The 13,563-nt window shown below is 32.3% G+C and carries 15 protein-coding genes; all 15 read right to left on the bottom strand.

Going from position 1 to position 13,563, the window contains the following annotated elements; all coding sequences use genetic code 11:
- Positions 1 to 1,296, bottom strand: a 1,296-nt coding sequence (locus ACW6OJ_RS04715) for an FAD-dependent oxidoreductase (RefSeq protein WP_456095902.1), incomplete at its 3' end; no start/stop codon positions are given.
- Positions 1,297 to 1,489: 193 nt separating this feature from the next.
- On the bottom strand, positions 1,490 to 2,062 hold the full coding sequence (locus ACW6OJ_RS04710; RefSeq protein ID WP_456095901.1) for a nitroreductase family protein: 573 nt from the start codon (positions 2,060 to 2,062) through the stop codon (positions 1,490 to 1,492).
- A gap of 72 nt (positions 2,063 to 2,134) precedes the next feature.
- Positions 2,135 to 2,266, bottom strand: a complete 132-nt coding sequence (locus tag ACW6OJ_RS04705) for a hypothetical protein (protein WP_456095900.1) — start codon at positions 2,264 to 2,266, stop codon at positions 2,135 to 2,137.
- A gap of 195 nt (positions 2,267 to 2,461) precedes the next feature.
- Complete coding sequence (locus tag ACW6OJ_RS04700) at positions 2,462 to 3,946, bottom strand: DKNYY domain-containing protein (protein WP_456095899.1); 1,485 nt, start codon at positions 3,944 to 3,946, stop codon at positions 2,462 to 2,464.
- Entirely contained in the window at positions 3,939 to 5,129 is a 1,191-nt protein-coding gene (locus tag ACW6OJ_RS04695; protein ID WP_456095898.1) for a hypothetical protein, read from the bottom strand. The genes ACW6OJ_RS04700 and ACW6OJ_RS04695 overlap by 8 nt, the downstream gene beginning before the upstream one ends.
- 43 nt (positions 5,130 to 5,172) lie before the next feature.
- A complete protein-coding gene (locus ACW6OJ_RS04690) occupies positions 5,173 to 6,030 on the bottom strand; it encodes a CPBP family intramembrane glutamic endopeptidase (RefSeq protein WP_456095897.1) in 858 nt (285 codons plus the stop codon).
- A gap of 40 nt (positions 6,031 to 6,070) precedes the next feature.
- Positions 6,071 to 6,640, bottom strand: coding sequence for a hypothetical protein (locus ACW6OJ_RS04685; RefSeq protein ID WP_456095896.1), 570 nt, complete (start codon positions 6,638 to 6,640; stop codon positions 6,071 to 6,073).
- 124 nt (positions 6,641 to 6,764) lie between these two features.
- Entirely contained in the window at positions 6,765 to 7,193 is a 429-nt protein-coding gene (locus tag ACW6OJ_RS04680) for a hypothetical protein (protein WP_456095895.1), read from the bottom strand.
- A 516-nt stretch (positions 7,194 to 7,709) separates the two neighbouring features.
- Positions 7,710 to 8,066 carry a VOC family protein gene (locus tag ACW6OJ_RS04675; RefSeq protein ID WP_456095894.1) on the bottom strand — a complete coding sequence of 119 codons (357 nt, stop codon included), beginning with the start codon at positions 8,064 to 8,066 and terminating at the stop codon, positions 7,710 to 7,712.
- Between the two features lie 424 nt (positions 8,067 to 8,490).
- Positions 8,491 to 9,027, bottom strand: coding sequence for a GNAT family N-acetyltransferase (locus tag ACW6OJ_RS04670; protein ID WP_456095893.1), 537 nt, complete (start codon positions 9,025 to 9,027; stop codon positions 8,491 to 8,493).
- A 373-nt stretch (positions 9,028 to 9,400) separates the two neighbouring features.
- Complete coding sequence (locus ACW6OJ_RS04665) at positions 9,401 to 9,844, bottom strand: hypothetical protein (protein WP_455105271.1); 444 nt, start codon at positions 9,842 to 9,844, stop codon at positions 9,401 to 9,403.
- 314 nt (positions 9,845 to 10,158) lie between these two features.
- Positions 10,159 to 11,496, bottom strand: coding sequence for a sensor histidine kinase (locus ACW6OJ_RS04660; RefSeq protein WP_456095892.1), 1,338 nt, complete (start codon positions 11,494 to 11,496; stop codon positions 10,159 to 10,161).
- Positions 11,475 to 12,143 carry a response regulator transcription factor gene (locus ACW6OJ_RS04655; RefSeq protein WP_456095891.1) on the bottom strand — a complete coding sequence of 223 codons (669 nt, stop codon included), beginning with the start codon at positions 12,141 to 12,143 and terminating at the stop codon, positions 11,475 to 11,477. The genes ACW6OJ_RS04660 and ACW6OJ_RS04655 overlap by 22 nt, the downstream gene beginning before the upstream one ends.
- 1 nt (position 12,144) lies before the next feature.
- A complete protein-coding gene (locus ACW6OJ_RS04650; protein ID WP_456095890.1) occupies positions 12,145 to 12,873 on the bottom strand; it encodes a hypothetical protein in 729 nt (242 codons plus the stop codon).
- A gap of 1 nt (position 12,874) precedes the next feature.
- Positions 12,875 to 13,563, bottom strand: a 689-nt coding sequence (locus ACW6OJ_RS04645) for a hypothetical protein (RefSeq protein ID WP_456095889.1), incomplete at its 5' end; no start/stop codon positions are given.

Raw genomic sequence — 13,563 nt, 5'->3', positions numbered from 1 at the left:
CAACAAAGTATACGGCTGTTTCATAATCATAGCTAATACAACAATATTAATAACCTCATGGGACTCTTCTCCAAAGAGAACAACTCCTAAAATCTGGTCTGTATCAGCGTCTACAACTGCCTTGTATATACCAGTCTGGTTTCCTAGAATCTTTGCCTTTGGAATTGCAGTTACAGGCAGCTTTGCCACCTTAACCTTGTATCCTGCCTCTCTTGCTTCCCTTTCACTAAGACCAACTTTGGAAAATGTTGGATGTAAAAATGCTGAGAAAGCTATTGGCTGTCTGTCATCCCTAGTATATTCACACTTGCCGTCTAGATAGCTTTTAACAATACGGTAGTCATCCAAAGATACGTATGTAAACTGAGGTCCACCATTGACATCTCCCATAGCAAATATATGGTCCTTGTTAGTCTGCAGGTGCTTATTTACTTCTATAAAGCCTCTTTCAGAAACCTTTATACCTGCTGCTCCTAAGTTAAGATCTTCAGTGTTTGCCCTTCTTCCTGTAGCAACTAAAAGGGCCTCTGTAGCGATCTCATCTTTTTTACCATTTACAGAATACTCAATTCTAACAGTTTTTTCATCCTGCTCAACTTTGTCAATACCAGCATTGAAAATAAAGTCTACTCCTAGTGACTTGTAGGATTCAAATACTTCCTGAGCCACATCCTCATCTTCTCTTGGCAAGATCTTGTCTCCCATATCTATTATCGTAACCTTTGTACCAAATTTAGCATATGACGCTGCAAATTCAAGGCCTATAAATCCACTTCCTAATATTGCTAGTGACTCTGGAAATTCTTCTAAATCCATCAGTGTTTCACTAGAATGGATCCTATTACTTATTTCTAGACCTTCTATACCCGGTACAAATGGCCTTGCTCCTGTATTGATAAATATCCTTTCACCATATACCTGGTAGTCTCCACCATCAGTCTTTATATTGATAGTATGGTCGTCTATAAAAGAACCAAGTCCATCTATTACTACAACATTTTCGTTACTTGCAACCTTGTCGTAGTTAACCTTATTTAACTTACTTATCAGGGCCTTTTTGCCTACCACAGACTCTTTATAATAGTCTCGATTACTTATATCACTAAAAGGTCTTCTATCAGCCTTAGTAGCTAAGAATTTAGACGGTATACACCCAACGTTAATACAAGTACCACCATACATCTTAGGTGATTTTTCAATTAATACAGTCTTTTCACCCTTGCTTCCTAGGTAATTGGCCAATGTTTTTCCTGCCTTACCAAATCCAATAATTATATTATCAACTCTTTTATTCATAATCATATTCCTCCTTAGTTATTATTTATTATATCATATATTTTATCTGTTTATATATTTAAATACATATTGTTTTTAAAAAGGCCAGCTAAAATTAGTAGATCATTAAGAATTTACTATTATAAGCTGACCCCTCAGTTTTTAGTTTTAATACCTATTATTTTCCATAATATTTACTTAAACTATCTTATACCTATCTTACAATCTTTACTCTCTGGTCTATATCTTCCTTTTCCTTTTTCTCTGGCTCACTTACTATGCCACCAAAAGGCATCTGGGCTACCAGCTTATACTGGCTTGGTATATCAAATATCTCCCTCACCCTATCATCTATCACTGGATTGTAGTGCTGAAGTGAAGCCCCAACCTTTAGTTCCCTTAAAACAGTCCATACTGCAAGCTGTAGCATTCCATTTGCCTGATTTGCCCAAACTGGAAAGTTGTCTGCATATGTACTAAATTTTTCCTGTAATCCCTTTACAGTTTCTTCATCGTACAGGAATAGGACTGTTCCAGCACCTGCCTTAAATGAATCTATCTTTTCTCTAGATACCTTTCCTTCATATACCTCATATATTTCATCCCATAAGAGGTCATGCTTTTCTCCAAAGGCAATTACTACCCTTGCGCTCTTCATATTGAATGCATCTGGAACCAGCTCAGTAACCTCCTTGATTTTCTCTTCGATTTCCTTTTCTAGAACTGGTATATTCTTGTCTATATTATAATATGTCCTTCTCTTTTCTAATGATTTTGTAATGCTCATAAGTTACCTCCTCTATCATTATTTTACTCTTTTTTAATCTTTGAATGTATACCTTACCTATCTAATAATCTACTACTTGATAGTAAGCCTGTCTCCCTCAGTCAATTTAACAGCTGTCCGGTCACCAAAGTCTCTTACTAGGCTTACTCCTGCCTCGTCAATAGTCCTATATCTTTTTACCTTCTTTTTAACTCTTCTTTCCATCTATTTCATCACCTGCTTCTTAATATGTATATGTCCTCATAATCTAAATTTATTTTACAGAATAGTCAGCATATTTAATAAATACCACAAAATAAGCATAATAAACTGTTTTTATTTTAGGCAATTCTTTTAGACCTACCTTTAAAATACAATTTTAATGATGAAATGGTTTGTTAAAAGGCCTCCTTATGGGTCTTAATTAAAAAAATATTTTCTAGACTTCCAGTAATACTTTCTGCTTAAGATTAATAGACCAAAACCTAAAGTACAATAAATTATATTTAAAATCTTACTCTTAGTACCATAAACAGTTACACCTGCATCGAATATGGTTTCACCTGAAATAGGCTCCATCTTTTTATCTTCTATAGCACTTCTGACCCAATCTACTGTGATATTATCGTCATATTCACCCTTAATATTTGAAAGCATAAGATCAAGCACTTTTTTATCCCTTACCCTATATACCGTATCCTTTATAAGCTGGTTATTGCCTAGGTTGTCAAAATAGTAATATTGGCCATTTTTCTCCCAAAGTGATCCTACTATTCCATGGTCTATATCCCCAACTTTTTTCCATCCATCCTTTTTATCAAAAGCTACTAGGATTGTATGTTTAATATAGGCCCTTGGTATTCGGTGTTTGCCATACCTAACTTCTTCAAAGGAATTTATGTAATAGAGCCTGTCATTGTCTGCAAAAACATTATCAGTTAAGGCCCTTACATCTCCACTAAATGGATTGTCCCCAGACCTTTCTATTTTATGTTTTTTTGAGTTGTAGAAATATAGTCCATCCTTTGATGTAAAAAACATACTATGGGCATGCTTGCTGTTATTCCCAATGTACTTATATGGGGCATGGTCTTTGTCAAACATATATGTTCCATTAAAGACATGACCAGTCTTTTTGTCGTATAGGAAATAATCTTCCTGTGGAATTTCCAAATACTCCAATTGACCAGAGTTTTTTATAGGTAAAATTTCATCCTTGTAATATACATTTTTTGCATCACAGAAAAACTCTCCCTTTTCTGAGACCGTCCTTATAGTATGAGGATCTGCATTTTTCAAAGCCTTCCCCATATAGTAAAGCCTATTACCCGACCTTGCAAAAAAACTGAGCTTATCAAATTTCACAAGATCCTTCACTCCTTCAAGCTTTTGATATGGATATATGTAGGATTGTGGCTTTTTGTTATTTGTAAGAGTGTAGACTATTGACTGAAATGCTTCTACAATTACTGGTAAGTTGGGATTTCTTACAGAATTATTCGAGCAAAAATATGTATTTTTACCGTCACTATAGTAGCCATTACCTATATACATAATAGTCTTTGCATTTAGGTCACCTATTTTCTGATTTCCGAAGTATACATGGTCTTTATCAACACCTACGCTATTATTATAAATAGGGTCAGAATCAACTAGCTTAAAGGTTTTTGCATCTGCACCCTCTACTTGGTAGTATCCTCCACTTGGAATCATGGCATATATCTTGCCATCGTACTTATAGTAAATACTGTATTTAATTCTTTCCCCCTTAGTATCTATGCTTGTATAATTACCGTCATTTCGTGCCAAGCTGAATAAAAAGAAGGCACAGGCAAATATTACCATAAGAGGTAGACCTAATTTAATGGCTAAGTAGTTTGGTTTTATTTCTTCATAATCATGCATATTTATATCTATCCTTATCTATTTTTTGATTATACTTTCTAATAATCCTCTTTGTATTTTCTATAGGCAAGGGAACATCTTCTTCACTAAAATACTCAATTTCCTCTACTTCTACAACTGCCTCATGGTTATCCCTACCTGCTGGAACAATAACTAAGTCTCCAACCTCTATACTATCATCATCCGTAATATAATAGTAGGTCTTGTATCCCCCACTAAAGCTTACACTACAATAAATATAGTCTGATTTACGTCTTATAACCCTATTGTAATTTGATTTAGAGAAAATTTCTCCAAATCCATAATAATACATTAAATCTATTACCTTTTCAATAAAGTATCCGAAGTCATCTGGTAGACCTTTTTTATCAAAACTACCACTTATAGTACGGCTTGTCCCATTCTTACAGTCAATTGTGATAATATAATCCTTTTCAACACCCAAAGTGTCTATAATATCTTCTGGGTTCCCTTCAATACAAGAAAATAAGGTTACTGGGTCAAAGTCATCTAATAAAGTTTTTACCATGTCATCAAACTCAATTTTACGAGTAACCTTATGTCCACTTGTAATATGCTGAATATGCTCAAGGGTATCCGACCTTCTATCTATAATTAATCGTTCACTATATTTCCAGGTTAAGCCTTCCCTCACTTCCTCGTCCACTTCTTCATATTCCCATTCATAGCTAGGTTCTATTATTGTAGTTCTAAGATAGTCTAAGGTGATTCTATTTATTAGGTCTGGCTTGCTCCTTCCATCAAATACAAACAAGTCCTCAATACCTAGCACATCACGAACAAAGTCAGATAGGTCTTGTCCCTCGTAATCAATCCTCGTACAAAGTGGCCCGGTGTATATACTCATATTACCGTCCTTACCTCTTATCTCTAGGTCCCAAATTCCAACATCTGTAGCCTTATTAACTATGTCTTTATAATCGAAAAAAACTGTAAATCCAGCGAGCAACTTTTCAGCCTCTTTTCCAGATATTTTAAATTCCTCAGTTCTCATTTTTTCTAGCTCTTGCTTGTAAATAACATGGTCATATCCAATTAAGCATACCTCTCCCTTATCATTAATGGTAAGTTCTTGTTGCACTTCTTCGTCATAAGCTGGCTTATAAAATGTAGAGCAATTATTGGATATGAGTCTTACTTCTTTAATTGTATTTTTATGCAAATCCAATCCCCCCTAACTTGTTAGTTAGAATTCACATTAACTATTAGTACTTACTAAGCTTCATTTGTTCCTTCTTTATAAAAATTCCTATAAGCAAGGTAACTGCTATATATCCCACAATTGCTGGTAGGCCTGCTTCTACACCGAAATTGCCTCCTGTAAGTAGCTTACTTGTAGACTTAATTGGAATGATAATATATGATTCGTTGCTCATCCCATTTACTATATCCCCTACTCCAAATACTCCTCCAATTATAAGGGTATTCCATAGTGTGTGTGCTAATGCTCCTGGATAGATAGAAGCAGATTTAACTGCATATAAGGTGAACATGACTGCAGCAGACGAGCCGGCCAAGACTAATAGTACTAGGTCTAGAAGGTCAAAGGTCTGCATATTCATGATATGGAGAAATGCAAATAAGATTGCTGGTATAATCACTGCAAGCTTTAAACCAAGGGTTTTCTCCATATACCTAAAAATCATCCCCCTGAATACTAGCTCCTCACATATTCCTGCTGTAATACCAACACTAAAAATAGCAGTTATCAGGGATATCCAAAATCTTCCCGGCCTTGCTATATATGCTTTACCTGGAAGTATATAGGCATAGAAAACAAGAACTAGGATTGGCAAGGCAATAGAAATCAGGATCAATTTTATATCTATCTTCCTAAACTTAATCCCAAGTTCATTTGGGTTGATTTTTAGTAGCTTTCCTGATACAAACCAGGCTAGGACAATGGTAACTGCTATCCTTACAAGAGCTGGTATTATAAGTTGTAAATACTGGCCAGAAAGGCATTGTTTAGCTATGTTTTCTGCAATACCGCCTATTATTAGTACTATGATAGAAAGTGCGATGACCCCTATATTTTTTCCCATTACTTTTGTTCTTTCCATCTATAATCTCCTTATTATATGATCCTCTCTTGTATAGGCTTTATATGAGGCCTTCCACTAGTATTTCTTCAAGATTAATCTTCAAATTTTTTATATCTAATAGTGAGGGATCTAGGTGACACAAGAAGTGCCATTCTTCGCTTTCCTTTTTTCTGTATATAATTGCTTCACCATCTTCACTTCCGAAAAAGCTTCTTCCTACCTCATATCCCTTACTTTCTAAGAATTCCTTTATCAAACTATATTTAGCTTCTCTTTCTTCAATATAGGACTTCACTTCTTCGTTGTCAATTATATAAGCATCTATCTTTGAGTATCCTTCTATTATTTTATCTTTTGTGACTGATAGGTTAGAAATTTCTTTCCAAATAATTTCAACATTCTCTTCAGGTTCAAACATAAACCTGGACAAGGGAACAATATTTTCATTATAGATAATTTCCATATAATCTGGTATGTTCTTAGGATTGAAATATTCACTTTCTAAACCATCTTCCTTTTCTATAGTGTATCCGGGTATTTTAGATACAAAGTCTCTTCCCTCATCTAAAGAATCAAATGCTACTAAATCTTTTGAGTAGTTATTTTGATATAATTCTAATATATACATTTGTTAACCTCCAATTTTTAGTAAATAATTTACCTTCTTGCTCTTGTCTATTCCCTCCAGGTCATAATAAATTCTTTCTCACTTGTATTATCATCTTCATCAAACTCGTGAATTAATTTCTTCATTATTTTTTTGACTTGTAAAATTCCAAATATTTTGGATCGTCATATTCGAAGTATCTATACTTAACACCTTTTTGTTTGACAAGATTATCCCAGATTTGAAAAGCCATCTCAAGATTTCCAGCTTCAAATTCATATTTTGCCTTCATATGATCAATTTCAATGTCAAATAGATGTAATGTGTCATTATTTTCTGTCATTCTATCTAACCAAAGTTTTGCAATCGCCATATCGTGATATTGAAGAGCTCGTCCATAAAACATTTTTGCGTAGTTATACCCCTGATTCCACTTTGCTCCTGATTCAGGGAATGCCTCCCACCCTTTTTCAGCCGCAGCAAAACCTTCTTCTAACTCATTTTCATTAAGTTTATTTATAGCATCCTTACCATAGTTTATAACCGCTTCATATCTATCACTATCTAACAGCATTTTTTTATACCTCCTAATAGTTAAGTACATTTCCTACCTACAATTATATACCAAGTACCTATCAAATTCCTATTAATTCCTACTAATTTTTCTTGTATTATAAATACAATTTTAGCTAATTATACAGTATTTCATAGACTTCATAAATCATAAAAAGACAGAATAAGAATCCTGCCTCTCATAAATGCTATTTGGTTGTATATTGCCTCGATAAACTTGAATTTGTCTATACAGTCCACTTCAATCTAAGAGAATATATTTCAATGACATAGTGCTCCTCGTCTATATCAGTTGTAGGATGTGAATCCGCAATGCAGATGTGAACATCTTCAATATTTTCGTTCTTAAAATTAGTGGCATTTCCCATAGCTATATATTGAACAGCAATGTATTCAATAGATCCTTATTTTCCGAAAATATGCCTCTTATTTCTAACACCGTTCTAGTTGTATAGTTGTAAGCGAGGCAAACTATTTTCTTTCTGAAAAAGGGCCCATTCGCTACAAATCGGCAAATTTACGGTAAAATTTCAAGCCAGTAGCCATCTGGGTCTTGAATGAAATAGATTCCCATAGCTTCATTTTCAAAGCAAATGCATTCCATCTCCTTATGCTTTTTATGTGCTTCTTCAAAATTTTCCGCCTGAAATGCCAAGTGGAATTCACACTCTCCTAAATCGTAGGCCTGAGGATGGTCTCTCAGCCAGGTAAGTTCCAACTCAAAATCACCGACGTCACTCTTTAAGTACACAATGATAAAACCGTCTCCGGTCTTTCGTCTCACCTCGTGTAAATAAAGTGCTTCATTATAGAATCGAATGGATCGTTCCAAATTCGTTACATTTAAATTCTCGTGAATCATCTTAAACTTCATAGCTCTTCTCCTTTTATTGCTTCCGTATGATTCTTAATTATACAAAATAGATAAATATAAATTCAGTCTCTGATTTAAATATCTTGCAAACATATCTGAATCATATCAATTGCCGCCTTTTCGTACTTAAATTATATATTTTTTAAGCACAAAAATCAATGCTGCTTCCATCTATATTTATTCTCTAAATTTTAATCATCAAAGAATATTTGTAAAGATAACTATATACCAGTGCATGCTTAATGAACGGATATAGGCAAAATGATATAACTATTCTTTTTCAAAATCCATAATAACCCTCCACAAACTCTACTTTGTCTTCGTATTTTTAAATAAATTCCATTATATAATTCTATAAACTCCTTAGCAAACTTTACGACAAGTTCACAATTAAGTGGAATAGATAATATTTCTTCATCATAATTTAATCTATTCTTTTTTCAAACCGAAACATTCCATCTGGAAATTGCTCATCAAACTCCTTAATATCCGCTTCTGGTTCATTTGGGTCAGGATGAAATTTATTAAAAAATTCAACAATATGAAACCCACATCTATTTACATAAAAATGTATATTACGCTGCTCAAAGTATGGTGTCATAGTCTCCCAAATTTTAACTTCTGGATGTAACTTTTCAATTTGACACCACGCAGCATACCCAACTCCCTTACCGTGAGTATCTGAGGAAACGAATAGCAGGTCTAAACTTCCTTTTTCTCCATCAACTTTAATTACAGCACCGCCAACTTTTTTCTCTTCAAGAATAATACGATAAGCCTTTCCGTTGTCAATGGACTGTTTGATGGTCTCTCGTGAAATGATTTGACCAACTTCTTCAAAATGGTTATCTCTACAACCAAACTCCTCCAAAGCCCCATAGTTAAAAGCTTCTTGATTATCCAAAATAAACTGCTCTCGGTCATCTTCTTTCATTATACATAACTGTATATCTTTTTTCATTTCAACACACCTACAACTTTTAATTTGTCTTTATTTAAAAATAAATCCTATTATATAATTTCATAAACTCTTTAGAAAACTTTGCAATAAGTTCATGTTCAAGTGCAGCAGCTAAGTTTTCTATCCTAATTCTACGAATCATATCCCCGAGTATAAATATTTTTCTACTTTTCTAATTAGTTCGTTCAAGAAGTGTTACACTTTCAACATGAAACGAGTGAACACCAAGTATGTCAAGTAGTTACGTTCGTATGTGGGAACATATCCACAAACTTTTTAACGATAGCATAATGTTATCGTCAAAAGGTATTACCTCGACAAACTGGAAATTTACGAGTTACTGTCAACCTTATTAATCCATATTACCCAAAACTTATGAACAATTTTCCAAGTATTTTCTTCGATTCTTTCTTATATTAGCAATAATAACCACTGCAATTGCAAAAAACTCAATTATAAGTTCTGCCGTGAATAGCCTCAAATATTTGGGTGTATCTGGCTTTAAATTCAAAAAATATTGTTGTATTTTATCACTTTCAGCAACATTAAATGTGTCATCAAATTCTTCGTGTTTCTCTCCGACTACGTCATATATATCCAAAAAATAGCCATCTGGAAAGCTTTGCTGATAAACAATCTTACTAACATCATATTCAATGTGAAAATATTCTTTTACACTTTCTACTATATAGTCATCTTGATTTGTAACATATATGCTTCTTTTTGGAAACAAAAAATCAGGTGACATAAGCCACAAGGTATATACATCGATTACTATGAACAGAATCGTCATCAAGATGAATACTGCTTTCTTCATACACTAATCACTTCCATAAATTCTAATTTGTCTTTGTTTAAAAGTAAATCCCATTATAGTTTCTCAGCGTCTACGGGAATAGCTCAATATGAGCCAAACTTTGTGGCACTAGGTATACGTCCATCCGTGCAAAGGACCTGTATTCTTCTAACTATAATACCCCATTTTTTTGATGTTTGCTTTATTGATAAATATACCATCATAATCTCTCCGTAAATAACTTTACAGCTACACTCATTAACAATAGTATATTCTAAACCACGAATAAATTCAATCTAACTGTACTTAGATAGTATCCTTCAGACCAAATATGCTTACTTTTTAAATACCATTTTAACTTCAGCACCATTACCTTGATTGTCATAATTTTTTAGTAACAATTGCCCCTTGTTAGTTTCAAGTATTTTCGTAACAATTGAAAGCCCCAAACCATGTATATTATTATCATACATTTTCGTTGATACATATTTTTCTCTTAGACCATAAAGAATATCCTTATTAAATCCATCGCCTTGGTCCCTGACAACAATAGTATAATCATCTATATCATCATGGAAACCGATAAATATAGTTGAACCCACTGAAGAGTTCTCAATTGCATTATTTACTAAATTTTGTATCGCAATGGAAATTGAATTATTATCTAATTTAATATTACTTGTATCATACGAAAGAATTGATAAGCTAAAGCCTTTAAGCTTACAAATACTAGTAACAATTTTTATCCACTCGTCTAAAACTTCTCTTGATACAACTTCCTTTGGAGCTTGCATCAAATCAGAAAATTCATTTAGTTTTTTTAAAAATAATTCCAATCTCTCCACACCATTTAAAGCATCTTCAGCTCTTTCAAGAACATTTTCTTGATCTTCTTTTAATAATTCAATATTCCCTTTGATTAGAGTAATTGGAGTCCTCACGTCATGAGTAATCGATTCAATCATCTCTTTTTGTGTCATCTGCATATTCCATTGTTTTTCTAATGATGCCTTTAAGCTCCTTGCCATACTATCTATCGAATCCAATACTCCTGAAATTTCGGCATAATCAGAATGCTCTCTTTCAAATTCTAATTGTAATTTTTCAATATTATCATTACTCTTGGATATCTTTCTAAGTTCACCCTTTAATTTCCTTGTCAAATTATTTATTAAATAAATAAACCCAATTAGCCATAGGCAAAACATGCTTGGAAAATACACCAATTCAAAATTTCTAATTATCTTATACACATTTGGATTGGTAGGTATAACACTAATTTTATATTTTATAATCAAATCTTTATTGCCATTTTTCAAAGCCTTAAATACATCTGAACCCATTATTTTATCATTTGAAGATTTTCCTTTTTGCAATGCCTCACTTATTTTTTGATTATAGCGTTCATCAATCGTGTTTTGTACAATTTCTCCATTATCTCTTAATTGATATTCATAAAAAAATGGTATTTTATCAGTTTTCCAATTTTCTTTTAGAAATTCATATTTCACTGTATCAGAATTAATTTCAGCATAATTTGCAGGATATACTACCCCAGTGCTAACTAAGACATTTAGAAGAAAATAGGAAAATAGACTCATGAAAAGTGCAAAAAATAATTCTAAAATTGCAAATTTACTAATTAAATAGTTTAAACTTTTTTTACTTCCCATTGGTATCCTACTCCCCATATAGTTTTAACTGGATTTATATGAAATCCAGCAAATTTTTCTCTTATTTTTTTTATTCTTTCTGTAATAGAAGTTGAACTATCACCTTCAGCATCATATCCATAAATTGTTGTATAAATCTTTTCTTTAGTAAAAACATGGTTTCTATTTTTTAAAAGTAATTCACATATTTCATATTCACTTTTGGTAAGATCAATCTCAATTTGCTTGAAATATATTTTTTTAGACAATAAGTCACAAGAAATTGGATAATCAATTATTCTAATGTGCTTATCTCTATTTTCTCTTCTAATATGTGCTGCAACCCTCGCCCTTATTTCAGATACAGAAAATGGCTTTGTAACATAATCATCTGCACCTAAAGCAAAACCCTCTATCTTGTCCTTTTCGAAACTTTTAGCCGTCAACAAGATAATCGGTGCATCTATCAATTCTCTATATCGTGATAAAAACTCAAATCCATCCATTTTATCCATCATAACATCAAGAATAATCAAATTATATTTAACCAGCTGTTCAGGAACAATTTTTTCAGCTGAATCATAAAGATCAACATTATATTCTTTTTTAAAAGTCAACTCTAAAAGTCGCAATAAATCTTTATCATCATCTATGATTAATAAGTTCATTCTACTCCTCCATTTTATTAATACCATCCCATCTATTATACCAATTATTAAATACGCCTATAAGTACTACAGTAATGATTACTGATAATGCTAAAAATATCAAAACAACATGACTTGTAACTTCATGACTTGTATAAGCAAAAATAAGTTTTATCGGCCAAACAAAAGGTAATAAATACCAAATATTACTGCCTAATTCTGTAGTACCTAACAAAATACCTGATAATGTTAAAAAAACTCCGATTAGTATACTACCAGAAAAACCTAATTTCAAACTTAAAAATTGATAAATAGGAATCATTGGTATCAGCATAATTGTACCAATCAAGAAGCATAAAACTGTACTTATATAATTAAACTCAACTTTTCCAAACCCTATTAATATCATTACCAAGATAGATATAAACTCAATTATAAATAGTAATATAGAGATATAAATAGATTTAGAAAAGAATATTTTTTTCCTACTAATCCCAGTCCTTACATCATTTGCAAAATTCCCAGCTACCTTATCGACCTCATATATCATTGGTATATAAAAACACATTGAAAAATTTGCTAAAATTATATATGTGCAAAAAAACACTCCCATTTCTTTCCCTATTAATCCTCTTGAATTCATCGAATAAATACCATAAATCAAAGAAAATAGGGTTGGGCATAAAAAAGTTATTAGTCTTACTGGTGTCCTTCTACTTCTAAGCCAGTATGATAATATTATATTATACACTTCATTCACTCCTTTTCTTGTTAATTAATAGACTTAATATTAATACGACTACATAGACTGCAATACTTAAAAGTAATCCTAAATATGTTGCATCCATATTCATTAGTTTAGAGCCAGTCTCAAGAAAAGTTCCATTTGGATGTACTCCTACAACTGGACTAAGCATTCGCAAGTTATATGACCATGGAAATAAAATCCAATTTTTTGTTACTGCAATCACAGCCGATGGGAATGTCAACACAAAATTCAACAATATAAGAACAGCTTTCTTTTTTGTAAGCCCATATATCAAAAAAGATAAAGCAACGATTGGTAAACTTCCAACAAAAAGGCAAATAGTAGCTATAATTAATTTACTTAGTAATATTTTTTCACCTAAAAAAAATATCGCAACAGCAAATATTAGTATAGTTGATATTAGCAGAATAATAAATAATTCAGCCACAATAATAATATTTTTTGCCAATTCTATTTTTATAGAACTTAAATTTTTGCTTTTTTGTAAAACAATATGCTCACTCTTTTCTTTACCATTTATATTCACAACTAGTAGGCTCAAAACAATTGGAAGAATTAAAAGTGGATACCAATTAAAAGAAGTTGCCAATATGTAACTTTTTCCTTCTGGGCTTTCCCCCATCAAACTAACCATAGCTATATTAAATAAAACAAAAATTATAGGTACAATAA

The sequence above is a fragment of the Peptostreptococcus sp. genome, from assembly GCF_977045075.1.
Note: the sequence above shows the minus strand (reverse complement) of the source record. Positions and strands in the feature narration are given on the sequence as shown.

Bases quoted from the DNA above. Each gene is read 5' to 3' on its own strand.
- ACW6OJ_RS04710 (WP_456095901.1), bottom strand. From the start codon at position 2,062: ATGAGCATTACAAAATCATTAGAAAAGAGAAGGACATATTATAATATA.
- ACW6OJ_RS04705 (WP_456095900.1), bottom strand. From the start codon at position 2,266: ATGGAAAGAAGAGTTAAAAAGAAGGTAAAAAGATATAGGACTATTGAC.
- ACW6OJ_RS04700 (WP_456095899.1), bottom strand. From the start codon at position 3,946: ATGCATGATTATGAAGAAATAAAACCAAACTACTTAGCCATTAAATTA.
- ACW6OJ_RS04690 (WP_456095897.1), bottom strand. From the start codon at position 6,030: ATGGAAAGAACAAAAGTAATGGGAAAAAATATAGGGGTCATCGCACTT.
- ACW6OJ_RS04685 (WP_456095896.1), bottom strand. From the start codon at position 6,640: ATGTATATATTAGAATTATATCAAAATAACTACTCAAAAGATTTAGTA.
- ACW6OJ_RS04680 (WP_456095895.1), bottom strand. From the start codon at position 7,193: ATGCTGTTAGATAGTGATAGATATGAAGCGGTTATAAACTATGGTAAG.
- ACW6OJ_RS04675 (WP_456095894.1), bottom strand. From the start codon at position 8,066: ATGAAGTTTAAGATGATTCACGAGAATTTAAATGTAACGAATTTGGAA.
- ACW6OJ_RS04670 (WP_456095893.1), bottom strand. From the start codon at position 9,027: ATGAAAAAAGATATACAGTTATGTATAATGAAAGAAGATGACCGAGAG.
- ACW6OJ_RS04665 (WP_455105271.1), bottom strand. From the start codon at position 9,844: ATGAAGAAAGCAGTATTCATCTTGATGACGATTCTGTTCATAGTAATC.
- ACW6OJ_RS04660 (WP_456095892.1), bottom strand. From the start codon at position 11,496: ATGGGAAGTAAAAAAAGTTTAAACTATTTAATTAGTAAATTTGCAATT.
- ACW6OJ_RS04655 (WP_456095891.1), bottom strand. From the start codon at position 12,143: ATGAACTTATTAATCATAGATGATGATAAAGATTTATTGCGACTTTTA.